At 29.3% G+C, this 24307-nt stretch carries 24 protein-coding genes and 1 pseudogene; 9 read left to right on the forward strand and 16 right to left on the reverse strand.

Annotation, left to right across the window (positions count from 1 at the left end):
* Positions 1-614: class I SAM-dependent methyltransferase (locus QNK89_RS03450; RefSeq protein ID WP_340169573.1), on the forward strand; the 614-nt coding region annotated here is incomplete at its 5' end.
* Positions 615-668: 54 nt separating this feature from the next.
* Here the strand turns inward: QNK89_RS03450 and QNK89_RS03455 are convergent.
* The 3 genes and pseudogenes from QNK89_RS03455 to QNK89_RS03465 form a co-directional block, all read right to left on the reverse strand.
* Positions 669-968 carry a DUF2059 domain-containing protein gene (locus QNK89_RS03455; RefSeq protein ID WP_340169574.1) on the reverse strand — a complete coding sequence of 100 codons (300 nt, stop codon included), beginning with the start codon at positions 966-968 and terminating at the stop codon, positions 669-671.
* Between the two features lie 257 nt (positions 969-1225).
* Positions 1226-2848: an amidohydrolase gene (locus QNK89_RS03460; RefSeq protein ID WP_340169575.1), complete on the reverse strand. Its 1623-nt coding sequence runs from the start codon at positions 2846-2848 to the stop codon at positions 1226-1228.
* A 159-nt stretch (positions 2849-3007) separates the two neighbouring features.
* Positions 3008-3978, reverse strand: a pseudogene (locus QNK89_RS03465) (tetratricopeptide repeat protein); the annotation flags it as partial.
* A 164-nt stretch (positions 3979-4142) separates the two neighbouring features.
* Here QNK89_RS03465 and QNK89_RS03470 point away from each other — a divergent pair.
* Genes QNK89_RS03470 through QNK89_RS03480 form a run of 3 tightly spaced genes read left to right on the forward strand, consistent with a single transcriptional unit; the run spans position 4143 to position 6910 of the window.
* Positions 4143-4868, forward strand: a complete 726-nt coding sequence (locus QNK89_RS03470) for a glycosyltransferase (protein WP_340169576.1) — start codon at positions 4143-4145, stop codon at positions 4866-4868.
* Between the two features lie 2 nt (positions 4869-4870).
* Positions 4871-6217: a hypothetical protein gene (locus tag QNK89_RS03475; RefSeq protein WP_340169577.1), complete on the forward strand. Its 1347-nt coding sequence runs from the start codon at positions 4871-4873 to the stop codon at positions 6215-6217.
* 9 nt (positions 6218-6226) lie between these two features.
* Positions 6227-6910: an ATP-binding cassette domain-containing protein gene (locus tag QNK89_RS03480; RefSeq protein ID WP_340169578.1), complete on the forward strand. Its 684-nt coding sequence runs from the start codon at positions 6227-6229 to the stop codon at positions 6908-6910.
* A gap of 227 nt (positions 6911-7137) precedes the next feature.
* Here QNK89_RS03480 and QNK89_RS03485 read toward each other — a convergent pair whose 3' ends face one another.
* The 3 genes from QNK89_RS03485 to QNK89_RS03495 form a co-directional block, all read right to left on the reverse strand.
* Positions 7138-7353, reverse strand: coding sequence for a hypothetical protein (locus QNK89_RS03485; RefSeq protein WP_340169579.1), 216 nt, complete (start codon positions 7351-7353; stop codon positions 7138-7140).
* A gap of 199 nt (positions 7354-7552) precedes the next feature.
* Positions 7553-7846, reverse strand: coding sequence for a hypothetical protein (locus QNK89_RS03490; protein ID WP_340169580.1), 294 nt, complete (start codon positions 7844-7846; stop codon positions 7553-7555).
* 412 nt (positions 7847-8258) lie between these two features.
* A complete protein-coding gene (locus tag QNK89_RS03495; RefSeq protein ID WP_340169581.1) occupies positions 8259-9095 on the reverse strand; it encodes a 2OG-Fe(II) oxygenase in 837 nt (278 codons plus the stop codon).
* Between the two features lie 94 nt (positions 9096-9189).
* Here QNK89_RS03495 and QNK89_RS03500 point away from each other — a divergent pair, with 94 nt between their 5' ends.
* Both QNK89_RS03500 and QNK89_RS03505 read left to right on the forward strand, forming a co-directional pair.
* The gene (locus QNK89_RS03500) at positions 9190-10062 is read left to right on the forward strand and encodes a glycosyltransferase (RefSeq protein ID WP_340169582.1); all 873 of its coding nucleotides are present in this window, start codon (positions 9190-9192) and stop codon (positions 10060-10062) included.
* Positions 10062-10997, forward strand: a complete 936-nt coding sequence (locus QNK89_RS03505; protein ID WP_340169583.1) for a glycosyltransferase family 2 protein — start codon at positions 10062-10064, stop codon at positions 10995-10997. Before QNK89_RS03500 ends, QNK89_RS03505 begins: the two co-directional genes overlap by 1 nt.
* Here the strand turns inward: QNK89_RS03505 and QNK89_RS03510 are convergent.
* Positions 10967-11386, reverse strand: coding sequence for an FdtA/QdtA family cupin domain-containing protein (locus QNK89_RS03510; RefSeq protein ID WP_340169584.1), 420 nt, complete (start codon positions 11384-11386; stop codon positions 10967-10969). The two genes, QNK89_RS03505 and QNK89_RS03510, sit on opposite strands and share 31 nt — an antisense overlap.
* Before the next feature lie 10 nt (positions 11387-11396).
* Positions 11397-12230 carry a glycosyltransferase family A protein gene (locus QNK89_RS03515; RefSeq protein ID WP_340169585.1) on the reverse strand — a complete coding sequence of 278 codons (834 nt, stop codon included), beginning with the start codon at positions 12228-12230 and terminating at the stop codon, positions 11397-11399.
* 35 nt (positions 12231-12265) lie between these two features.
* Between QNK89_RS03515 and QNK89_RS03520 the strand changes: the two genes are divergently transcribed.
* Positions 12266-13405, forward strand: a complete 1140-nt coding sequence (locus tag QNK89_RS03520; RefSeq protein ID WP_340169586.1) for a glycosyltransferase — start codon at positions 12266-12268, stop codon at positions 13403-13405.
* Here the strand turns inward: QNK89_RS03520 and QNK89_RS03525 are convergent.
* The 6 genes from QNK89_RS03525 to typA form a co-directional block, all read right to left on the reverse strand.
* The gene (locus tag QNK89_RS03525) at positions 13400-13963 is read right to left on the reverse strand and encodes an acyltransferase (RefSeq protein ID WP_340169587.1); all 564 of its coding nucleotides are present in this window, start codon (positions 13961-13963) and stop codon (positions 13400-13402) included. The two genes, QNK89_RS03520 and QNK89_RS03525, sit on opposite strands and share 6 nt — an antisense overlap.
* Position 13964: 1 nt before the next feature.
* Positions 13965-15266, reverse strand: coding sequence for an O-antigen translocase (locus tag QNK89_RS03530; RefSeq protein ID WP_340169588.1), 1302 nt, complete (start codon positions 15264-15266; stop codon positions 13965-13967).
* Positions 15267-16367: a DegT/DnrJ/EryC1/StrS family aminotransferase gene (locus QNK89_RS03535; RefSeq protein WP_340169589.1), complete on the reverse strand. Its 1101-nt coding sequence runs from the start codon at positions 16365-16367 to the stop codon at positions 15267-15269.
* Positions 16364-17290, reverse strand: coding sequence for a GNAT family N-acetyltransferase (locus tag QNK89_RS03540; RefSeq protein WP_340169590.1), 927 nt, complete (start codon positions 17288-17290; stop codon positions 16364-16366). The genes QNK89_RS03535 and QNK89_RS03540 overlap by 4 nt, the downstream gene beginning before the upstream one ends.
* Before the next feature lie 144 nt (positions 17291-17434).
* On the reverse strand, positions 17435-17686 hold the full coding sequence (locus tag QNK89_RS03545) for a uroporphyrinogen decarboxylase (RefSeq protein ID WP_340169591.1): 252 nt from the start codon (positions 17684-17686) through the stop codon (positions 17435-17437).
* A 118-nt stretch (positions 17687-17804) separates the two neighbouring features.
* Complete coding sequence (gene typA / locus QNK89_RS03550; protein WP_340169592.1) at positions 17805-19604, reverse strand: translational GTPase TypA; 1800 nt, start codon at positions 19602-19604, stop codon at positions 17805-17807.
* A gap of 605 nt (positions 19605-20209) precedes the next feature.
* Between typA and kdsA the strand changes: the two genes are divergently transcribed.
* Positions 20210-21028: a 3-deoxy-8-phosphooctulonate synthase gene (gene kdsA, locus QNK89_RS03555; protein ID WP_340169593.1), complete on the forward strand. Its 819-nt coding sequence runs from the start codon at positions 20210-20212 to the stop codon at positions 21026-21028.
* Between the two features lie 9 nt (positions 21029-21037).
* Positions 21038-21277: a CDGSH iron-sulfur domain-containing protein gene (locus QNK89_RS03560; protein ID WP_340169594.1), complete on the forward strand. Its 240-nt coding sequence runs from the start codon at positions 21038-21040 to the stop codon at positions 21275-21277.
* Positions 21278-21315: 38 nt separating this feature from the next.
* On the opposite strand, the gene QNK89_RS03565 is transcribed toward QNK89_RS03560, so the two are convergent.
* Both QNK89_RS03565 and QNK89_RS03570 read right to left on the reverse strand, forming a co-directional pair.
* The gene (locus tag QNK89_RS03565; RefSeq protein ID WP_340169601.1) at positions 21316-21726 is read right to left on the reverse strand and encodes a DUF1801 domain-containing protein; all 411 of its coding nucleotides are present in this window, start codon (positions 21724-21726) and stop codon (positions 21316-21318) included.
* A gap of 91 nt (positions 21727-21817) precedes the next feature.
* Positions 21818-24298: a hypothetical protein gene (locus tag QNK89_RS03570; RefSeq protein ID WP_340169595.1), complete on the reverse strand. Its 2481-nt coding sequence runs from the start codon at positions 24296-24298 to the stop codon at positions 21818-21820.
* Positions 24299-24307 lie beyond the last annotated feature (9 nt).

A 24307-nucleotide genomic window follows, 5' to 3' on the forward strand; every position in this document is an offset into this window, starting at 1 on the left:
ATGAAGATGTATTACCAATAGATTATTTATTTAGAAGCTATTCTAAAATGCCTGAGATTGAACAAAAAGCACTTCAACTTTCTAAAGGAAAAACACTAGATGTTGGTTGTGGTGCAGGAAGCCATAGTTTATACTTACAGCACAAAAACTTTTACGTTAAAGCTATAGACATATCTAAAGGAGCTTTAGACGTTTGCAAAAAACGAGGTGTTATAAATGCAGAATTAATTTTGCTTTTAGAAGAAAAAGAAAACTTTGACACTATTCTTTTATTAATGAATGGTACAGGTATTTTTCAAACTTTAAAAGACGTACCTAAATATTTAAAACACTTAAAGAGTCTTCTAAATAAGAATGGTCAAATCCTTATAGACTCTAGTGATATTAAGTATATGTTTGAGGATGAAGATGGTGGTTTTTGGCAAGATTTAAACTCAAGCTATTATGGAGAGTTAGATTATTATTTAAGCTATAAAAACGAAGAGGAAACACCCATGAAATGGTTATACCTAGATTTTAATACTCTAGCTATTGCATGTGACTCTGTAGGCTTACAGTGTGAGAAAATTTTAGATGGTGAGCATTACGATTATTTGGCGAAACTTTACTTGTAATAAAATACGCCTATAATTGTTTAATTTTAAAACTACTTTGGCTTAAATAAATTTTTACAAATTATAACCTTTCTCAGACAAAGCAGAAACTACTGCTCTATAAGTATCGCTACTCCATATTTCTGTTATCTTACTCATAGACTCATTCATAGAATCTTGAGAGCCTAATATTTTCTGACCAGTGTCTGTGTCATAAAATTCTTTTAATATAATTTTATCACCTTTAGATAATGGATCGTTTTTAAACATAGCCTTTCCTGCTTTAGAAGCGTATAAGGCATTCATTTTTTTTACATCTTGAAGCGTAAAATGTCCTCTGTAGGCAGAGACAAACATTTGAGTCAACTCATCCATTGCTGCTTTTTTACCTTTTTTTAACTTCTGTCCAAACTGTATCTGGAAGTTTTACATCTGTATATTGCTCTTTAAGCATATCGTACATTTGCTCCATAACATCTTTGTAATACTCCATAGTTTTGTTGCTTTATATGCACTTTTTAACAGCTTCACTGTATTCGTCTGTTTGTGCTAAACTAGTTGCTGAAAAAGTTAAAAATAATAGTAGTGTAAAAATAGTTCTCATTGGTTATTGTTTTGTGTTCTAAAATCAATTATTGTGCCACACCATTAATGTAGGTTTTTTGCACTTTTGTTAACGGAATTTTTTCTTCTGAAACCTCCATAATATCTTGATCTAGAATAATAAAATCTGCATACTTGTTAATTTCAATACTTCCCTTTTCTTGGTCTTCAAAATTTGCGAAAGCTGCCCAAATGGTCATTCCTTTTAAAGTTTCTTCACGAGTTAAACCATTTTCTTTTTGAAAGCCATTTTCAGGAAATCCTTTTAAATCTTTTCTAGCTACTGCTGCATAAAATGTTAAAAACGGATTGACTTGTTCTACTGGAAAATCTGTTCCTAAGGCTACTCTACCACTTTTTTCTAACAGTGTTTTATAAGCATATGCACCTTTTACTCTGTTTTCTCCTAATCTTTCCTCTGCCCAATACATATCGCTGGTTGCATGTGTTGGTTGTATAGATGGTATTATATTTTCGTTTTTAAAATACTCGAAATCATTATCTGTAATAACTTGGGCATGTTCTACTCTCCAACGTCTATTTTTTTGGTTTGCTAGTGTTTTTTCATATGTTTTTAAAACAAACCGATTTGCAGAGTCTCCAATAGCATGCGTATTCATTTGGTAACCTGCTTTTTCTATTCTTTGGGCTAAATCTTCATAATCTTTTGAACCAATTACCATAGCTCCAAAATGGTTATGCTCGTCTGAATAGGGCTGTTTTAAAGCGGCTCCTCGAGAACCTAACGCTCCATCTGCATAAACTTTAACAGACTGTACGTTTAGCTTCTCTGTTTTAATTTTTCCTTTATTCAAATAATAATGCAGGTTCTCTTCTTTATTGCTAATCATAGCGTACACACGCATTTGCAATGTATTTGATTTTTGCAAACTATCTATTAATTCTATAACTTGCCTATCTAATCCTGCATCACTAACCGAAGTTAAACCTAAACTGGTACAAATTTTCTGGGCATCTAATAAAGCATCTATTTGTTGTTGCTTTGTAGGCTCTGGAAATATAGCTTCTACCAATTCCATTGGGTTATCTATCAGGACACCTGTTAACTTGCTGTTTTCTGTTTTTATTTCGCCTCCAAAAACTTTAGTGTTTATAGTAATATTTGCCAAATCTAAAGCCGCTTGATTACATAGCATGGCATGACCATCTATTCGTGTTATTGCCACTGGAAGGTTTGGATATAGCTTATCTAAAAGTGCTTTGTTTGGATATGTTTTGTCTTCCCAATCGTTTTGATCCCAACCTCTACCAATAACAAATGTTGGTTTCTTTTTGTTTTGAAAAGCTATTACACTTTTCATTACCTCATCGAAACTGGTTGTACCTACCAGGTTTACTGTTTGATTATTTAAACCTAAACCATAGAAATGACAATGTGCATCTATTAATCCTGGAACAACCGTTTGACCTTTAGCATCTATAACTTCTTTTGCAGAATACTTTTGCTGTATTTCTAGAGTGCTTCCTATAGCAACAAATTTCCCATCCTTAATTGCAAATGCTTCGGTTTTGTTAAAATCTGAATCTACTGTATATACATTTGCATTTATTACAATTGCATCTACTTCATTTTGATCATTTTTACAATTAAAAACTAAAAGCACAATGAGGATTAGTAAGAGGTTTTTCATTTTAATACATTTTAAGGGATAAATATAAGAATAAAAAACGTCCTCTAGTTAGAGGACGTATTGGTAAATTATAAACTATTGTAATTTCTAAAAATCGAATTTATAGGTTGCACCTGCCAAAAATTGCATACCTTGGACTGGTGTGTTTTGCCATCTATTATAATTTTCTCCCAAATGGTAATAAGCGTTTTGTGCAACACTATTATTACCATCTATAATTTTATTAAATTCTGAAACCGCTTCTTGAAAATTATTTTGCTTGTAATAAGCATAACCTAGTTGGTAAAAATCTGTATTATTCCATTTTCCTTTTTTTTCTATATAGTTTTTTAAATATGAAATAGCATCTGCGTATTTTTCTAGATTAAAATAACTTTCTCCTATAATTTTACTTAGTTCTGAAGCCTCATTTGCATCATTGGTTTTTTCTAATTGGGCTTTAGCTAATGCTATTGCTTTTTCAAATTTCCCTAGTTTAAAATTTAAATCTGCTTGGTAGTAACTTAATTTCTCTTTGTATTTCGATCATCTCCTACCTGTTCAAAATAGGCATTAGCTTTATTGTAATCATCACCTTCATAGGCCATAAAACCAATATAATATTTAGCTTGCGAACCATACTATTGAGAATTCTCAACACGTGTTAAGTATTTTTTTGCTTCTTTATAATTCTTGGTAAAAAAAGCTGTGTAACCTCTATTAAAATTAAATTTTTCTTGTTCTGTTTTGGATAGTGAACTTTCTTCAACCTTATTGTACGATTTATCTGCATAGGCAAATTTTCCGTTTTCAAAATAGTAATCTGCAACATCTAGAAAAGCAGAGTTTTTTTTAGTGCTTGTAGGATAATCTTTTACAAATTTTTCAATTAAAGCGTCTGCCTTTTTTTGGTTTAAACGTACTGCGCAATTAGCTATATAATTAGCACAATCAGACTCTACTACTTCAGAATCTGGGGTTTTTTTTATTTACCTAAAGGCAGCTTGAGCAGCTAAATATTGCTGATTATTATAAAGCGACAATGCTTTTTGGTAGTCTACAAAATCGTTTGTGTAAATTTCAGACTGTTGTCCATATGTAACAAACATTAAGCTTAAGAAAACGAAGAATAAAATATGCTTTTTAGTCATTGACTATGTGTTTTTAATTCGAAAAAATCAAATATAAATTAATCCTAATATGTTAACGTTAGAAATTTGTTATAATTATGAACCGACTTATTAAAAATTGAAGCTATACCTTTTGTGTTGTTACTTTTTAATAATACTTTTACAATGGAAATTACTATTAATTTATGACAGATTCTTGTATTATCATCCCTTGTTTTAACGAAGCTAATAGACTTAATATTGAAGCCTATAAAACGTTTCAAAAACAAAATAACACATTCGATTTGTTGTTTGTAAATGATGGCAGCACAGACAATACTTTAACAGTAATTAATAATTTAAGGGATAATACACCAAACACCTCTGTTTTAAATTTTGAGAGAAACATTGGTAAAGCAGAAGCAATAAGGCAAGCAGTTTTCTTTCTAGAAGAAAAATACAATTATATTGGTTATTTAGATGCAGATTTATCTACATCTCTTTCTGAAATATCAAGACTCTTAGACATTGCAAAAACTAAAAACAAAAGTATTATTTTAGGGTCTAGAGTTAAAGTCCTTGTAGCTTCTATTAAACGAAAAGTTTATAGGCACTTTTTTGGTAGAGTTGTAGCAACATTTATTGATAGATTAGTACTAAAACTAGAAATTTACGACACACAATGTGGAGCTAAAATTATAGAAAGTAAATTAGCTTCTGTTATTTTTAAAGATACATTTAAAACTAAATGGCTTTTTGATGTTGAATTACTAGCTAGAATAAAAAAAGAATATGGAATAGCATATTGTAAAAATAATATTTTAGAAGTCCCATTACAACAATGGCACGATACTGAAGATACAAGAATTTCTTTTATCGATTTTTTAAAAACACCGCTTTCACTTTTAAAACTTTACGTTCACTATAGATAATTATGTTAAATAAATTACACTTGTTTATTGGTAAACACGGACTCGTTACAATACTATGCTTTGCTTTCTTAGCACGTTTTTTTATAGTGTTAACCTTTAATGCTATATCCATTTTTCCTGACAGTGAAAATTACATAACACTAGGCAAATTAATTACAGAATTTAATCTAGAAAATTATCCAGGAAATAGAACTCCTGGCTACCCATTTCTTATTGCATTATCAAATAACAGCTTAACAATAACAATAATAATTCAACTCATATTGGGAATGCTAAGTACTTATATGTTATTCGATTTTTCATTTCGTAAAACGAGTAATAAAAATATAGCTTTTTGGGTCACTTTAATAACAACTTCTTTTTTACATTTTTTATTTTATGAATTCGCAATACTAACAGAAACACTTACTGTTTTTTTAGTGATTTTTAGTTTTTGGATTATAGAACGTTATCAATTATTTAAAACTGATACTCTAAAAAAATATTACTTGTTACTGTCAATAGTTTTTAGCTGGCTTTATTTAACAAAACCTTTGTTTATATACTTTAGTTTAGGTTTTGCCCTGTTTTATTTTGTTAAACATTACAAATTTAGTTTTAGAAAAACGCTTATAAAAAGTGGTATTGTTATTCTTATTCCTTTTCTCACTTATTTTAGCTGGAATAATTTTAATAAACAAAATATTGGATACTTTACTAATACTTTTTATTTTGGCATTAACTTAGCTCAAACTGCAACTTCTTTTTTTGATAAAGCACCTGATGAAGATGCATTAATAAGAGACATTTTTGTTAGAAAAAGAGATTCATTGGTTAAAGAAAAAAATTACAGAGAATATCCGATGAGTGTCTGGTATGCCTATAATGATTTACTTAATGAAACACAATTGAGTCCTCAAGAATTATCTGCAGAGTTAGGAAGAATATCTAAAGGATTATTTAAAAAAAATCCAGATTTATACTTAAAACAAGTATCTAAATCTTTCTTTTTATTTTTTGGTAATTCTGATAGCATAAAATGCAATATTAAAAAATTTGATAATCAATATGCAAAATATTTTTTAAGTATCATTTGGTCTCGAATTCAAAAACACATATTAATATTGTTTAATATTTTATTTTTAATATTTACATTTAAACATCTACTCCTTTTTTTTAAGTCTAAATGTAAAATATTGGATATGAATTTATTTATAGTTTGTGTAGTACTTTCTGGTGCATTAGGTCAAGCTTTGGTAGCATATGGCTCAAATAGCAGGTTTGCTTTTCCATTTTTACCACTAATTGTTTACTTTGTAATTTTTAATATCATAGATTTGAAATCTAAATATCTAAGTCAAAAAAAATAAACCCACTTTATGTCTCAGCCTATTTTACAATTTAAAGACGCTTCCATTTTTCAAGGTGACAGCCTAGTGCTGTCTAATGTTGATGTTGAAATAAATAAAGGAGACTTTGTTTATTTAATAGGAAAAACAGGATCTGGAAAAAGTAGTTTTATGAAAACCTTATATGCAGACATCCCATTAAAAAAAGGAGAAGGTAACATTGTAGATTTTAATTTAAAAACTCTTAAAGAAAAAGAGATTCCTTTTCTAAGGCGAAAACTTGGAGTTGTTTTTCAAGATTTTAAACTTTTAACAGATAGAACAGTAAACGCCAATTTAGAATTTGTTTTAAAAGCAACTGGATGGAAAAACAAAACTGAAATGTCTACTAGAATAGAAGAAGTATTAAATAAAGTCGGCATGAAAACAACTGGCTTTAAATATCCTCATGAATTATCTGGTGGTGAGCAACAGCGTATTGCAATTGCGCGTGCTTTACTTAATAATCCAGAATTAATTCTAGCAGATGAGCCAACTGGCAACTTAGATCCTCAAACAAGTGTCGAGATTATGGAAGTATTACAAGAAATAAACAAAAATGGTAATACTATTTTAATGGCGACGCATGATTATGCACTGCTACTAAAATATCCAAGTAAAACTTTAAAGTGTGATGAAAATCAAGTTTTTGAAGTTTTACAACGAAAAGTTTAATTTTTAACTGTTCCATAAAGCCATTTTATTTGACTAACAATTGGAAAGGATAATAGCGTTTCTTTTAAACTGGTTTGTTTAGAAAAAGGCGAAGCTATTAATAACAAACATACTGCATAAAAAATCGCATACGAACTTACACCTATAATTAGTTCTATTCCAACATGCAAACTGAGAATAAGGACTCCCCAAATTTTGTGCATATTAGCTTTAAAAAATATTAATAACTAAAACAACTCTATTGCAACAGCTAAAAGGTAAAACATGTAGCCCAAAACATAATGCTCAATAAACCAAGCACCAACAAGTGTTGGATCTCCAACTTGAAATTGATAGATAAGTGTATTTCTTAATGATAGAGGAGAAAACAAACTAACCTCTACAGAAAACAGTTGTATTACTCCCCAAAATAATTTCCAAAAACCTGTTAATGAATAAGCCATCAAAAGACAAAATTGTGCTGAAGCAAAAATTAAAATACTTTTAATTTTAAAATCCTTAGCTTTTTCGGAAGGTATTTAAGCGAAATAGAAAGCTAGCAATAAAGAAAAATAAAATCCATGACTTATTTTTCCAAAAGAACTATCTAAAGCAATTATAAAAAAGAAGAATAAGAAAAATAAAATTCTAAGAATTTGATTATTAGATACAAAAAAAAAACAGGAGAAGCATTGATATACTTTGCAAACTAAAAACTAAAACTGAAGGATCTAAACCTTTAAACATTACTATAGGCCAAATAGGATCTATTAATATTTTACTTTGATAAATAGTAACATTTTGGAGCTGCATAAAAATTATTACACCAAAAAACATATATGAAAAGCGCATTATATTTTTAATTTCCAAAAAAGCTAAATTCAAATCACCAGAAAAAATACCATTATTTCCAAAAGAGTATTTCCAAAAAAAATGATTTTTAAGATTGTTAGTCATATATAGTAATTTTTCCGTTTTTAAGCTCTAGTTGTTTTGAAAAAACAGGCTTTGAATATTCTTTTTTAGTTAAATCATAATGTTTTTTATACTATAGTATATTCACTACCTTCAGTAAAAAAAGTATTAAAAAACAGATTATTAAAACTATTGTTATATTCTAAATCTGTATTTATTATTAATATCTGATGTGTGTAAATGATGAATTCCTGTTAATTTTCTTAATTTCTCAGGTCTTTCAAACACAGAGTCTCCCAATTTGTAAACCATAATTTAGGAAACCTCTAAATTACTATGAGACTTCGAGTATAAAGATCATCTAAAAAAAAGAAACCATTCATTTTTATCACTAAAATAACGTCCAGCCAAGGCTAATATTAAATAAGCTAGAGACCAAACAATGATAAAATTTTTATAAAATTTCATTTTTATTATTAGATTTATTATAGATATGAGGGTTTTTTCGGACACCTTTTTTAAAAACCTTTCTTACCAACATCCTTAAACTTGCATCACAATCTAATATTATATTAGTAATCCTCTGATTAGGCCTGCCTCTAAACTTTGTAACATGAAATTTATCTGTTTCACGTAACGCATTATCACTAAAATAATAATTAGAAATACAACAACGGTTGTTGTCTACAGTAACTTTATTTACAGAATGCCAAGAACTAGAATGTGTTGCCATTACTATTAACCTATTAAACTTACTTTCTATCTCTAAAGGTTTATTTTTAGGTCCATTTGGCCAAAGCTGTAGATGGCCACCGTTATCTTTATCCCAATTTGGCGTAACATAATATAAAAGGTTTAAAACTCGCCAACGTTGTCTATCAGAATCATGAGAATTATCTAAATGCGGATTTAAGAAGTTATCTTTTGCCATTAAAGATAGTCCTCCTGCGTATAATGAATCATCAGGATATAAAGTAGGAATATTACAAATTTCACCAATAAGCTTTACTATCTTTTCGTTTTGAAAAGCATAAATTACTTCTTCCAAAAAAGGATGATGTTTATCCATTTGTGCAGAGACATGCTTATACTCTTTTAGAGATTTAAGCTTTCTCATTTTTGATTTATCTGGAAAAACAGAGAAGCATTTTTTCGCTAATTCTTCTGGTAATATATTGTCAATATAAAAATACCCAATGTTACTACTTGAATTTAAAAATTTTAAATTTAAATCAATTTTATTTTCAAGAATACGTTTAAATATTAAGTCAGAAACTTGTTTTGAATTCAAAATAATAATATTTATTTTAACAAAAATAAAGCTTTCAAAATAGATATCATATCAATCATTATAAATAATGTATTTTAGCTTTTAATTTTTGTAAATGTTATCTATACTAATACCAACATATAATTTCAATGCATTCCCACTAGTAAATGAGATTTACAATCAATGTAATACAATTAAAATTAATTACGAGATAATAGTTATAGATGATTGCTCAACTGAAGAAAAAATTGAAAACATTAAAATAAACTCTCTAAAAAATAGTAGTTATATCATTCTTAAACAGAATATTGGAAGGAGTGCTATTAGAAATTTATTAAGTAAAACTGCAAGATTCAATACTTTATTGTTTATAGATTCAGGAACGTTTCCAGAAAGCAAAAATTTTATTGAAAATTATATTTTGAATTCAAATAATAATGTTGTGGTTGGTGGAATGACTAATTTAAAAACACCTCCTAAAAAGCCTTATAAGTTAAGATGGCTATATACAAAAAAGAGAGAACGTGTTAATAATAACACACAACGAAAAGTTATTTGTTCATCTAATTTTCTTATAAACAAACAGATAATAATTAACCATCCTTTCGACGAAACAATAAAAACCTATGGTTGTGAAGATGTTGTTTTTTTTGAAAATTTATTAAAAGAAAAAATAAAAATAAATTATATTGAAAATCCGGTAACTCATGATGCTTTAGATGATTCTAATACATTTATTAATAAATCTGAGCAGGCTATCGAAAATTTAATTGCTTTATTGAATAGCAACAAAATTAACGCTAAACAATATAATGTTTCGTTAATATATAACAAATTAGAAAAATATAATTTAACAGGTTTTGTAGCTTTCATTTTTAAAAAAACAAAACCCTTATTAAAATTGAATTTTAGATCTAGTTATCCATCAATTTATTTATATGATTTTTATAGATTAGGCTATTTTTGCAATTTAAAACAGAATAATTAATGCCCTTTTTTTCAGTTATAATCCCACTATTCAACAAAGAAAAACACATTCAAGATACGTTACAATGTGTTTTAAATCAATCTTTCACATATTTTGAAATAATAATTATAAATGATGGCTCTACTGATGATAGTTTAAAAGTTTTAAAAAAAATAACCGATTCAAGAATAATAATCATTGATCAAGAAAACCAAGGAGCTTCACACGCAAGAAACACAGGTTTAGCAAATGCTAAGGGTAAGTTTATAGCACTTTTAGACGCTGATGATATATGGGATTGCACCTTTTTAGAAAATATAAATAAAGCAATAATACAATACCCAAATGAATATGTTTTCACCTCTGCAATAGCTTACAAATATGAAAAAAAAACTGTACCAGTACGTTATAGTTTTAAGAGTAAAAATAACATTATTAAACTAGACTATTTTAAGGCTAGTCAAAAATACACCATCTTATCTGGATCGAGTACAATATTTAAAAAAACCATTCTTAAGATTACAGGTAACTTTGATGAAACAATTAAGTCTGGTCAGGATACCGATTTATGGATTAGAATAGGTATTAACTTCCCAATCATTTTTGTAAATAAACTATTGGTTTACTACATTTATAATACATCAAGCTTATCTAATACTACCACAAATATTACACATAAACCTAAATTTGATAAATATAAAATAGAAGAACAAAACAATCATTATCTTAAAAAGTTTCTAGATAATAATAGGTTTTCCTTAGCAATTTTATCAAAACTAAATAATGATTTAGAATCATACAGCTATTATAGATCTAATATAAATGAAAGTAATTTATCTCTAAAAAAGAGATTAATATTAAGGTTGCCTAAATGGATTTTAAAATTACTATTACAAATTAAAAAATTAAAAAACACAAAAACTCATTATCCCATTTTAACGGAAATAAAGTCTTGATAATCTCTAATATAATCTGCCTCATTATATTTATCTGAAGCTAAAACTAAACATACTGCACCTGAAGAAAAATTATCAAGTTCTCTCCAAATACCATCTACAATTAACAATCCTTTATCAGGCTTGTTTAATGTAATTGTTTTAGAGCGCTCACCATCATTTACAATCACATCAAAACTTCCACTTAAAGCCACTAAAAACTCATGGCAAGCAATATGAGAATGCCCTCCTCTACTTGCATCGCTAGGAACATCAAACAAATAATAAATACGCTCAGCATTGTATGGTAATACATCGTTCTCAATAACACAAAGATTACCTCTTCTCTTTTGATCAATAATTTTTGGAATATCTATGACCTCTACATTATGTATTGTTGTTTTATCCATGCTATCGTACTTATTTACCTTCCATTGAAAGCGCTTTATATGTTGTTATACCTCTTAATCCAATTTTAAATTTTCGCAAAAACTCTTTATTAGTTATGAGCCCTTCTTTTTTAACTAATATGAGATAATGAACTAGTTTAAAATAGCCTTTAATACCATGATACTTATAAAACAATGCACTTCTTGCAAAAACTAAACTATCACTACCCGAGTCTTTTCCAGAGCTATTAATATCATGAGACAATATATACTTCGATTCAAACCAAAGTTTTAAACCGACTTTTAAACAATCTCTTAAAAATATATATTCGTCTGCGGTTTCAAAAGTGGCACCAATTCCAAAATTCGAATTAAAAGTAATATTTTTTTTTATAATCTTATCAAGCCTAAATGCAATAACTACTGAATTTACAAATTGAACAGATTTTATATCGTGCCAGTTACTATGTTTTGAATAAATCTTAAAATCATTGCCATTAAAATCTTTCATTTTAAACGTAATAATATCTGCTTCAGTATTATTTTTAAAACTATTTAATATTGTTTCTTCAAAATTAGAATCATATAAAGTATCGTCGTCTGCAATTAAACAAAATTGTCCAATTGTGTTTTGTAAAGCTAAATTCCGACTATTAGACAAGCCTTTTTGAAACGAGTTTATTACTCGAATATTAGCGAATTTAGATTCTAACAAGCAGTCTTTTGTAGTTTGATTGATAATAAGTAAATTATAACTTTGAAAACTACCACCAGGAAACAGCTTAACCAAAAAATCTAAAGAATTCCTATTTATGGTCGAAATCAAAATTTCTAATTTTAAATTCGTTTTGGTAGCGTTACTCATTAAATTATCTTTGAAAACAAATGTATAAAATATAAATGAAGATTTTATTAGTTGGAGAATACAGTAGACTACATAGTTCTTTAAAAGAAGGACTTGTTAAGCTTGGTCACGAAGTAACTATTGTTAGCTCTGGTGATGGCATGAAAAAATTTAAAACCGATATTAATTTTAATTCTAAAATTAAAGCATCGTTTATACTTAATAAATTTAATAACTTATGTATTAGATTTTTAAATGTTGATTGTGTTAAAATTGAAAACGCTTATCGTTTTAAAAAACTACTCCCACAATTACAAGGGTTTGATATTGTGCAACTAATAAATGAAGATGCTCTTTTTATAAAGCCAAAAACACAAATTAAGATTCTAAAAAAGCTATTTTCTCAAAATAAAAAACTTTTTGTTTTATGTTGTGGCGACGATTTTACTACAGTCAGTTTTTACTTAAATGAAAAAGTAAAATACTCTATTCTAACACCTTATTTAAAAGACAAATCTTTGGAAGGTCTGTTTGTTTTTTCCTTGAAATATATAACAGAACCATACAAAAAATTACACGAATTTTTAAAATTGAATAGCTCTGGAACCATAGCTACAGATATAGATTACCATCTCCCAATGCTAAAAAAGCCCAATTATTTAGGCTTGGTGCCAAATCCTATAAATATTGATAAAATTGCTTTTACAAAATTAAACAAAGACACTAAAACAAATATTTTTTTAGGCATAAACACGCACTCTAAAATAAAAAAAGGCATTACTTTTTTTGAGAAAGCTTTAAAAATTATTCAAGATAAATATCCAGAAAAAGTAGAGATTAAAATTACGGAAAACATACCATATAACGACTATATAAAGATTTATAACGAAGCACATATTTTATTAGATCAAGCCTATGGTTACGATCAAGGATATAATGCTCTAGAAGCTATGGCTAAAGGTAAGGTGGTTTTTACTGGAGCAGAACAAGAATGGTTAGAACACTATAATTTAAAAGAAGATATTGTAGCTATAAACGCATTACCAGATGTAGATTATTTGGTGAAAAAGTTAGAATGGCTGATTTTAAATCCCGAAAAAATTAATGAGATTAGTTTAAATGCAAGACAATTTATTGAAGATGAACACCATTATATAAATTCTGCAAAACAGTATTTAGAAAAATGGAAATTATAAATCTCTTATAATTTTTGCAGGATTGCCACCAATAATAACATTTTCTGGAAACGATTTTGTAACCACAGCATTAGAAGCTACAACGGTGTTTTCTCCAATAGTTACACCTTTAAGTATACACACATTATTACCTATAAACACGTTTTTAGAAATTAAAACACTAGCAGAGTTTTGTTTATTAGCATTTCGTTCTAAAGGATGTAACCCATGAAAATCGCTATCAATTATCGAACAATTATAACCAATTAAAACATTATCTTCTATAGCTATACTTTTTTCTGCTACTGCAGAAAATGAATTATTAATATTAATATTATTCCCAAATTTAATTAATGCACTTTCATTTCTAGCTTCAATATATGCATACGCATTATAAAAAAACGGCGAATTAATTACTCCTAAATTTACATTATCACCAAACTCTAAACTTCCTTTCCCTCTTAAAACTACTGGTTGGTGGGATTTAAAAACGCCACTAACAGATTTAATATTAGATTTTGTAGCGTAAGCCATTTTTAAAACTCCAAAATAAATTCTTGATATTATTTTTTTAATCATCTTAATCTTGATTTTGAGGTAATATTCCAAATAGAGAGCTACTAAAAATTAATAACACTATGAGGTAGTGGAGTGCAAATGTAACAAAATGGGCAATAGTAGCACCTTTAACACCAAATGCATCAATAAAATAAATACTTGTTAAGTACAAAATAGTAACAGAAAAAGCTTCTAAAATCACATAATGCCAGAACATTTTTTTAGCTAAAAACTGATAAGTTATTACTATAGATAGCACCTTCACAAAATCGCCTAATAGCTGCCAAAAAAATAAATCTTCAACTGGATAAAAATCACTGGTAAAAAGTATTTCAACTATAAAATGTCTTAAAAAATATATTAATATAAGACCAGCTGCAAAAATTGGAATTATCGTTTTATAGAAGCTAAACACCACTTTTCTAAAACCTTTTATTGTCTTACTCTCTGAAAGCCTAGGTAAAATATAAAGAGCCATTAAAGAACTCACAAACATTAAATAGTATTTAGAAATACGATTCATTGACTCCCACATTCCTGCGCATTCCAACCCTTGTTCTTCTATTAAATAAGATCTAATGCTAAAAGCTACTATTGGTAATAAAATAGCAGAAAACAAGGCCATAATAGAATAGCTACCCAGTTTTTTAACAAAACTAAAGTTGAAATTAGAAGCCTTTATTAATGGCGATAAATCTTTTATATTAAGTATTCCTACTAATGTTATTAAAAAAAGTATGGACTCTGCAATAACAACAGCTACTAAAGCACCTTCTAATTGGTTTTGCCAAATTAAAACTATGGTGATTGTTGCTCCTAAAATCTGACCAAGAATATTAAAAATTATTAAAAACTTAAACTTAGAATAGCCATTCATGATAGAAAAGGCAAACATATTAAGCGCATAAAAAGGTAATGCTATTGCAAAAATTCTAATTACAAATGCATAATCACTTTGGTCTTTAAATAAGTATATATTAATTTCTTGAGCAAAATAATAACTAACTACACTAACTAAAACAGTTGCTAGAAAACCTAGATAAAATGAAGTGGATAACAGTTTACTTAATTGGTTTTTATTATCTTTAAATTCTGAAACATACTTAACAACTCCATTATACATTCCCAGAATAGAAAATGTTCTTGCTGCATTGGTAAAGTCTCTTAAATTACCAATAAGTGCTAAACCTTCTGCGCCTAAATAAATGGCAATAAATTTAGACGTTAAAAAACCTGCAATAATTTTTATAATTACTGACACAGAATTAAGAGAAGCGACCTTAACTAGTACATTATTATTAATATATTTTATAACTCTACTCAATTAATAGGAATTAATAACAGTGATTATTTTCAAAACTTCATCTTGAGTCAATACTGGATTAATAGGCAAACTCACACAATTTTCATGAATGTATTCTGTAATTGGAAGTTTTAATTCTGAAAACTCTTGTAAAGCTTTTTGCTTATGTGGTGGTTTAGAGTAATGTATTGAAGTTTGTATTCCATTACCTAACAAATACGTCATAAACTCTTTTCTGTTTTCAACTAGTACAACAAATAAGTGAAACACATGGTTTTTAGAACCATCATAGAAAGGCAACTTTATTTTATCATTTTTAATTTTAGAAAGAAAGTTTTCAGCAATGCTTCTACGTTTAGCATTATCTGCATCTAAAAAATGAAGTTTAATATCTAATAAACGAGCTTGTATTTCATCTATTCTATTATTTACACCAATTCTAACATTTTCGTATTTCTTCTCAGACCCATAATTTCTTAATTCTACAATAACTTTTGCTAACTCTTCATTATTAGTCGTTACTGCTCCTGCTTCTCCTAAAGCACCAAGATTTTTACTTGGATAAAAACTAAATGCAGCTGCATCACCAAGATTTCCAGCACGCTTTCCTAAATTGTTTTCTGCTCCATGAGCTTGAGCTGCATCTTCAATTAATAAAAGATTGTGGTCTTGAGCTAACTTTAAAACAGCCTCATTATCTGCTAATTGTCCATATAGATGAACTGTTAATACTGCTTTTATCTTATTTGTAATATGTTTTTTTATACTTGAGGCTTCCCAATTAAAAGTATCATTATTTGGCTCAACAAAAACAGGTTTTAATCCTACTTCCATAATAGATAGAATAGAAGCAATATATGTATTTGCAGGCACTAAGACTTCATCTCCTTTATTTAGTTTCCCTAATTGTATAAACCCTTTAAATATTAGAATTAATGCATCTAAGCCATTACTAACACCAATACAGTGTTTTGTACCACAATACTTAGCGTAATTAGTTTCGAAAACTGTTGTGCCTTCACCTAAAACGTAATAGCCAGAATTTAAAAAATGTTTAAACTCGTCTTTAAATTGAGAATCAAAGCGTGCGTTAATTTTATGTAAATCTAGAAACTTAATCATTTTATAGTAGTTTCTAAGTTAATATTATTATCCGTTTTTATGGCATAAGTAAGTTGTGGCATTATGTGCGCACCAAAACTTTCCTTCCAATAGGCTAAACCTTGGTCTATTTTAAGAGTACTGTCTGTTGCTGCGCTACCAAAGCTTATATACTTACTTTTTGAATATTTTTTAATTATAGCATCGAATAAAAAATCTAATGCACCAGTGTCATCTCTGTCCTCCCTTCCTGAACTGTATTGAAAATGCACAACATTACCTGAAATAAACAATAGTACTCCTGCATGAATGCAATCTTCACTTTTAGCAGCATAAAACTTTATCTCTTTTGGAAACCTTTCTTGCAAAGCAGTAATTTCTTCTAAAGTATGTACTGGTTTAACAGCAAACTTGTTGTTTAAATTTTTTGTCAATATATCTTCCCAAAAAAAAGCCATTCCAGTCTTGGTTAGTGTCATCTGGGTTTCTGCCTTTTTAATTGCTCTTAACCTATTTCTATTTGCTTTGTAATGCAATAAATCATCTAGAACATAATAACTATTATTGGCAACTACTTTAAAATCTAGCTTTTGCAATATGTATTCAAACTCTTGAGCCAAATGTTTATTATAAATATATGGTAATTGTTTTATAATAATTTCTGAAAAACCTTTAGACTGCAACCAAGTTAATAACGCATTGAATGTATTGATGTAGTCTAAAATTCTTACTTTTTTTAATACAACAAAACAACCATAACTAAGGCCTTGATGAGAAAACAACTTATCATCTCTTCTATTTGCTGGAAGTATTCCTATTAATTTTTTGTTTTTAAAAACCAGAACCGAAAAATCATCAAACCTATCGTTATGATACTCCATAAAGTCTCGATTAAATAGAAATGTGCTGTTTTTTGCTTTAGAAACAAATGCGTTCCATAGCATATAATTTTCAGACGTATATTTTTGAAAAGTGTAAATAGTAAAAAGGTTGGTTAAGGTTAATTATAGCAAAATACAATAATTTTAATTTTCTAAACAAAAAGAGCGACTAAATAGTCGCTCTTTAATATAGTATCTAAGTTAATATTATGCTTTAATTTGTGTTTTCTTTAAAAACGAATAGTAAAAATTAATACAAAAAATAGCAACATTAGTTATAATTATTGGCAATCCTATTCTTAGTGTTGGCATTAAAAACCCATAAGCAACAAACAGCAAACAAGCAATCATGTTTAAGGTTCTTAGTTTTTTCACATCTTTCATTGTAAAAGAAATAAGTACCATAATTGAAGCTGCATAACCAACGTATTCTGTAAGTGTAATTCCAAATAATTCCATTTTGCTACCTTTTAATTCTAATATAATTTTCTACTTTCTAAAACAGTAATTTAATTTCACAAAAAAGAGAAACACTTTTCAGTATTTCTCTTTTAAAAATTATAAACTATTATTGCTATTAAGCAATTTTATTTCTCTTTCTGTCTACCTCTTTTAACCAGATTTTACGTAAACGTAAGTGATTAGGAGTAACTTCTACATACTCATCTTTTTGGATGTATTCTAAAGCCTCTTCTAAACTAAATTTAATTGCAGGTACAATTTTAGCTTTATCATCTGCTCCAGAAGAACGTACATTACTTTGCTTTTTAGCTTTTGTAATATTAATATTCATATCATCTTGACGCGAATTCTCACCAATTACTTGACCTTCATATATATTTTCTCCAGGCTCTACAAAAAACTTACCTCTATCTTGTAATTTATCAATAGAATAAGGAATCGCAGTACCGTTTTCCATAGATACTAAAGATCCAGAAATACGACCAGGAATATCACCTTTTAACGGTTGGTATTCTCTATAACGGTGAGCCATAATTGCTTCACCAGCAGTTGCTGTTAATAATAAATTACGTAAACCAATAATACCACGAGAAGGAATTAAGAATTCGCAAATCATGCGGTCTCCTTTTGCTTCCATAGATAGTAATTCTCCTTTACGCAATGTTACAAACTCTACAGCTCTACCAGAAACAGTTTCTGGAAGATCGATTGTTAACTCTTCAATTGGCTCACATTTTACACCATCAATTTCTTTGATGATTACTTGTGGTTGACCAATTTGAAGTTCGTAACCTTCACGACGCATGGTTTCGATTAAAACCGATAAGTGTAATACACCACGACCAAAAACCATAAATTTATCTGCACTACCTGTTTCGCCGAGTTTAAGTGCTAAATTCTTTTCTAATTCTTTTTCTAAACGGTCTTTAATATGACGAGAAGTTACATACTTTCCATCTTTTCCAAAGAAAGGCGAATCGTTAATTGTAAACAACATACTCATTGTTGGCTCATCTATTGCAATAGATTTTAAACCTTCAGGATTTTCAATATCAGCAATAGTATCACCAATTTCGAAACCTTCAATACCTAATAATGCGCAAATATCTCCAGTTTGAACGCTCTCTAAACGTTTACGTCCTAAACCTTCAAATATAAACACCTCTTTAATTTTAGTTTTTGTAGTAGTACCGTCTCTTTTTACTAAAGAAACTTGTTGCCCTTCTACAAGAGATCCTCTTTGTAATCTACCTATTGCAATTCTACCAGTAAAAGAAGAAAAATCTAAAGAGGTAATTAGCATTTGCGTAGTACCTTCTTTAAATTCTGGAGTTGGAACATGTTCAATAACCATATCTAACAATGGTTCAACATTATCAGTCTCGTTTTTCCAATCGTCACTCATCCAGTTATTCTTAGCACTACCGTAAACGGTTGGAAAATCCAACTGCCACTCTTCTGCACCAAGCTCAAACATAAGATCAAAAACTTTTTCATGTACAATATCTGGAGTACAGTTTTCTTTATCAACTTTATTTATAACCACACAAGGCTTTAAACCTAAATCAATTGCTTTTTGTAATACAAAACGCGTTTGCGGCATTGGGCCTTCAAAAGCATCAACTAATAATACAACACCATCTGCCATGTTTAAAACACGTTCAACTTCACCTCCAAAATCGGCGTGACCTGGTGTATCAATAATATTAATTTTTGTGTCTTTATATACTACAGATACATTTTTAGATGTAATGGTAATACCACGTTCACGCTCTAAATCGTTATTATCAAGAATTAAATCTCCTGTATTTTGGTTTTCACGAAACAGTTGACAGTGGTGCATAATTTTGTCTACCAATGTAGTTTTACCGTGATCTACGTGTGCAATAATTGCAATATTAATAATCTTATCCATAATGTCTGCCTTATTTTAAGCTTGCAAAGGTACTTAATTTATATCAATTTTCACTAATAATATTTTTATTTGGGCATTCCGCTTTGTTGCAAATTAGTTTGTAATTAAATTTTAAGATAAGTAACTGAGCAACAAAACGTCGGGCTTTCACTACTCGCTCTCTGCGAGGAGCTCAAACACGCCGTTACAACTACGAAGTAATCACGATTTCTTCCTAAATAATTTGAATGAGTAATCCCTAATGCAATACTTATTAAGTTTGTATTATTTAATACTGGTTTATGTGTGCTTAAAATTAAATTCCGAGCTAATAAAAACTATCCAAAAACCTCATAACTAATTACTAATAAAGCTATTGAAAATTAATAAAAAAGATTGAATAATTAAACAAAGAACCAAAAATAACAACTTGACTTTGTCAAAAAAAAGCCGAACTTCGCTTATCGTTGATATAAAACATTGAAGACGATTTTATATCAACGAAACAATAAGCAAAAAAACCAAAAGAGACACCTAAATTTCATAATTATCTTTTCAATTTAAATTTCAAGTTCAGCTTCAATTTCATTTATTTATCTTTGCAATCAAACTCAAGACAACTACTTATGCAACTTCAAGACATACCTAAAATAAAACATACAAATTCTAATAATTTTTTCCTTTTATGTGGACCATGTGCCATTGAAGGTGAAGATATGGCATTTAGAATTGCCGAACGTGTAGTAGAAATAACAAACAAACTACAAATTCCGTACATTTTTAAAGGCAGTTTTAAAAAAGCAAACAGAAGTAGAATAGACAGCTTTACAGGAATTGGTAACGAGAAAGCTTTAGAGATATTAGCTAAAGTTTCAGAGAAATTTGATATCCCAACAGTAACAGATATTCACGAAGCAAGCGATGCTGCTCTTGCAGCACAATATGTAGACGTTTTACAAATACCTGCATTTTTAGTACGCCAAACAGACTTAGTTGTTGCGGCTGCCAAAACAGGTAAGGTTGTTAACCTTAAAAAAGGACAGTTTATGAGTCCTGAAGCAATGAAACATGCTGTACAAAAAGTAAAAGATGCTGGAAGCGATAAAGCTTGGATTACAGATCGTGGAACCATGTTTGGCTACCAAGATATGATTGTAGATTTTAGAGGCATACCTACTATGCGCAAGTATGCGCCAACTGTACTAGATGTTACACATTCTTTACAGCAACCAAACCAAAGCGCAGGTGTAACAGGTGGCAGACCAGATATGATAGAAACAATTGCTCGTGCAGGAATTGTAAATAATGTAGATGGTTTATTTATAGAAACACATTTTGATCCAGCAAATGCAAAAAGTGATGGTGCTAATATGTTACATTTAGATAATTTAGAAGGTTTAATGACTAACTTAGTTGCTATTAGAAAGTTAGTAAATAATTTTTAAAAAATAATTATGAAAGAAAACAATATTAGAGGTGGAAATGCACCAATAAAATGCGAATTAGAAGCAGGTAAAAATTATGCTTGGTGTACTTGTGGTCATGGAGATGCGCAGCCATTTTGTAATGGATCACATAGAAAGGCGGAAGCTACGCCTTCGTTAAAGTTTTCTGTAGAAGAAGACAAAACTGCCTATTTATGCACTTGTAAATTAACTAAAAACCCTCCTTATTGCGACGGATCGCATAACTAACCCATAGTTTTTTAATACTATAAGAGAAATCCAAAACGCTAAAGTTTATAGTAACCGCATTCTTTATTAGCAGATACTTGCTTTAACATAGAAATTAAAACAGTATCATTTACATTCTCTAAAGAAGTATAGCCTAAAGACTTTACAAACTTTCTATTCTGCTCTACCAAATGCTCTGTATATTTTGTTATATAACTAAAGTGCCAAAATGCAACATCTACATATTGGTTTTTACGACTCGCGTTTAAATAGCAAATAGGACGCTTACCTAAATAATAACATGGTATTCTCCATTTGTATTTTAACTCAGCCTCAGGCATTGTGTGTTCAACAATTACCTGAACATGCATTAATATAGAACGATATGGTTCGGGTTGATTAAAAATATAGTCTTCTGCTGGATTTGGTGGTAATAATGATAAGCTAAAACAAGAAATGGACTTGATGATAGATTTATTGAAATCTTAAATTACACACATTTTATAGAATGAGAAAGGCTTCCAGATTGGAAGCCTTTTTTTATACATTTTATTTTTTATTTTAATTAACAATAATATTTAATACTTGATAGTCATCTTCAGTTGTATCTCCATTTCCTGGAGTAGAATCAATATCAACTTCGTTAGCTGTTATTATTTCACCTGTCATGTTAAAATCACCAACTGTATTGGCTGTTAATATTATTGTTAATGTTTGTGTGCCTGCTTCTGGAATACCATCTATACTATCCCAAAGGCCAGTAGAAACGTTATAACTCCCAGATGAAACACTATGATTAGCATATGAAAAATCAGTATTATTATAAAAAAAGTCTAACGAAACTCCTGTTGCTGTAACACCAATATTATTAGTTAATACAACACTTACAACAAAATTAGTACCTTGTGAGGGACTACTTGGAGAGGCTGTAATTTGAACATCTAAGTCAATATCACTAGGAAAATCATTAACATCATTAGGGTCTGTTCCTGCTGTAGCTTCTGCACAATCATTAAAACCATCACCATCACTATCTGCATTATTTGGGTCTGTAATATTTCCGTTTGGGTTACAAGGAGAATTAGGGCTAGAATTATCTATTCCTGTTAATTCTTCGCAATCTGATAGCCCATCTTGATCTGAGTCTTGAAACTCATCTACTCCTAGTAAGAAAATTTGCCCAATAGCAGATTGATTAGATATTATATTTGTGGCTAAAACAAAAGCTTGTGTAAGCATATTACTATCTACAAAATTACTAGGATTAGGTATTTGATTTGTGTTACTAATTGCATCAGCTTCGGTTAGAAAATAAGCGAATGTTGTATTTGGGTATGTTTGACCATAAGTTTCGGTTAAATCATATTCTAAAGCAATAGTATCGCAATTACTAGCCCAAATTTCAATAACAAAATCTATAACATCTTGCGCATCTAAATAATCTGCAATACCGTCGCCATCGCTATCTTCATTCATTGGGTTGCCATCGTTATCGTAATCTTCATCTGCAGTGTTTACAGCATCTCCATCATCATCTTCATCTTGATAATCTGGTATACCATCTCCATCTGTATCATCATCATTAAAATTATTATTACCATTTATGTCTTCATCTATATCAATAACACCATCACTATCTGTATCTAATAAATCTACACAAGACATTTGAGAACCTAAAGCTGTTGTTGGAGTTGTAAAATTTCCTGTTACAACATCTGTAGACTGGCTATTTGTTAGATCTAAAGCTTGAGCAGAATATGTTGTATCTGTTGAGCAATAATTTATTACTTGAGAAATTTCTCCGTTTGTAATTGGTATTATTTGCGATTGGTTACTATAAAATAATTGCAAATAACCATTAGTCATCGCATTACCATCACAATCTGAAAAAGTTGCTGAGAAAGTTGTAGTTAATGCATTAGCATCTTGAACAGTAATAGTAATGTTTTCGTTATCTGTGTAAGGTCCAATAACTGTTGTAAAATCGTTATTCTCACAACCTAAATTTGGCACAATTAAAGTTAGTGTTTCATTAGCAGGTGCTAAGCCACAAACCAATCCGTTTTCGTCTGTAAAACCAGCAGTAGTAGAAGCCCAACCTGTAGCATCTCTTTCTAACTGCACTAAAATATTAGGAATAGGATTATTATTAATATCTACAATGGTTACACAAAAATCTACAGTTTCAAAAGGTGCATCGCAATTCCAGAAACTAAAATGATTTACTTCACCTACATACCTTGTACCTTCTAATGTTGCAAAGCCTTTTTCTACCCAATAGCCATCCTCTTCATCAAAATACCAAAGTGGTATTGTAGCTGGTGGGTTTGTTACATTACTTCCTACAGGAATTCTTATTATTGCAGGACTTGTTGATGCAATATTAAGCTCTTCGCCATTATCACCTCTAAGTTCTACCGCTATCATTCCGTAAGATTCTAAAACTCTTAAATCACCTTCTGTATTTTCTGCTGTTAAGTTACCAGGCATCATTAAACTAAAATTCTCATTATCTACATTTAATGTTTTAATAATAACATCAACATTACCTTGGTATGATCCTCCAAATTGATTTACGTAATCTCCAGGTAAGTCTAATTCTGTTCCATCTGGTAAGTCTATAGTTAAAGCCTGACCTGTATTAATTGTAGCAACAGGCTCTAATGCTAACAACATAATTTTAACTTGATTAACACCACTTGTTGGAACTAATGCTCTGGAACTATTTATAAACCCAGATTTAGTAGCTTTTACATTAGCAAATTTTTCGAATACAGTAGCATTCATTATTGAGAATACACCATTTGAATCTGTAACTGTAAACTCTGAGCCCACATTAATTGTAACACCTGCAATTGGATTATTTTGCTCGTTTACTACTTTACCAATAAATCTTGCTTGAAAAGCCTCACCAAAATTCTCTAAAAAAGGATTAAATTCTCCATCTATGGAACTTTCGTTTACTGGTATATTATTATCGTTTTCACAAGCAGAGATTGCAAATAAGAGTAAAATTACTATTAGGCATTTAATTGATTTCATAATTTTTTA

The organism is Lacinutrix sp., assembly GCF_037625555.1.
Lineage (GTDB): Bacteria > Bacteroidota > Bacteroidia > Flavobacteriales > Flavobacteriaceae > Lacinutrix.

Coding starts and splice junctions, on each gene's coding strand:
- QNK89_RS03455 (WP_340169574.1), bottom strand. CDS start 968: ATGGATGAGTTGACTCAAATGTTTGTCTCTGCCTACAGAGGACATTTT.
- QNK89_RS03460 (WP_340169575.1), bottom strand. CDS start 2,848: ATGAAAAACCTCTTACTAATCCTCATTGTGCTTTTAGTTTTTAATTGT.
- QNK89_RS03470 (WP_340169576.1), top strand. CDS start 4,143: ATGACAGATTCTTGTATTATCATCCCTTGTTTTAACGAAGCTAATAGA.
- QNK89_RS03475 (WP_340169577.1), top strand. CDS start 4,871: ATGTTAAATAAATTACACTTGTTTATTGGTAAACACGGACTCGTTACA.
- QNK89_RS03480 (WP_340169578.1), top strand. CDS start 6,227: ATGTCTCAGCCTATTTTACAATTTAAAGACGCTTCCATTTTTCAAGGT.
- QNK89_RS03485 (WP_340169579.1), bottom strand. CDS start 7,353: ATGGCTTATTCATTAACAGGTTTTTGGAAATTATTTTGGGGAGTAATA.
- QNK89_RS03490 (WP_340169580.1), bottom strand. CDS start 7,846: ATGACTAACAATCTTAAAAATCATTTTTTTTGGAAATACTCTTTTGGA.
- QNK89_RS03500 (WP_340169582.1), top strand. CDS start 9,190: ATGTTATCTATACTAATACCAACATATAATTTCAATGCATTCCCACTA.
- QNK89_RS03505 (WP_340169583.1), top strand. CDS start 10,062: ATGCCCTTTTTTTCAGTTATAATCCCACTATTCAACAAAGAAAAACAC.
- QNK89_RS03510 (WP_340169584.1), bottom strand. CDS start 11,386: ATGGATAAAACAACAATACATAATGTAGAGGTCATAGATATTCCAAAA.
- QNK89_RS03515 (WP_340169585.1), bottom strand. CDS start 12,230: ATGAGTAACGCTACCAAAACGAATTTAAAATTAGAAATTTTGATTTCG.
- QNK89_RS03520 (WP_340169586.1), top strand. CDS start 12,266: ATGAAGATTTTATTAGTTGGAGAATACAGTAGACTACATAGTTCTTTA.
- QNK89_RS03525 (WP_340169587.1), bottom strand. CDS start 13,963: ATGATTAAAAAAATAATATCAAGAATTTATTTTGGAGTTTTAAAAATG.
- QNK89_RS03535 (WP_340169589.1), bottom strand. CDS start 16,367: ATGATTAAGTTTCTAGATTTACATAAAATTAACGCACGCTTTGATTCT.
- QNK89_RS03540 (WP_340169590.1), bottom strand. CDS start 17,290: ATGCTATGGAACGCATTTGTTTCTAAAGCAAAAAACAGCACATTTCTA.
- QNK89_RS03545 (WP_340169591.1), bottom strand. CDS start 17,686: ATGGAATTATTTGGAATTACACTTACAGAATACGTTGGTTATGCAGCT.
- typA (WP_340169592.1), bottom strand. CDS start 19,604: ATGGATAAGATTATTAATATTGCAATTATTGCACACGTAGATCACGGT.
- kdsA (WP_340169593.1), top strand. CDS start 20,210: ATGCAACTTCAAGACATACCTAAAATAAAACATACAAATTCTAATAAT.
- QNK89_RS03560 (WP_340169594.1), top strand. CDS start 21,038: ATGAAAGAAAACAATATTAGAGGTGGAAATGCACCAATAAAATGCGAA.
- QNK89_RS03570 (WP_340169595.1), bottom strand. CDS start 24,298: ATGAAATCAATTAAATGCCTAATAGTAATTTTACTCTTATTTGCAATC.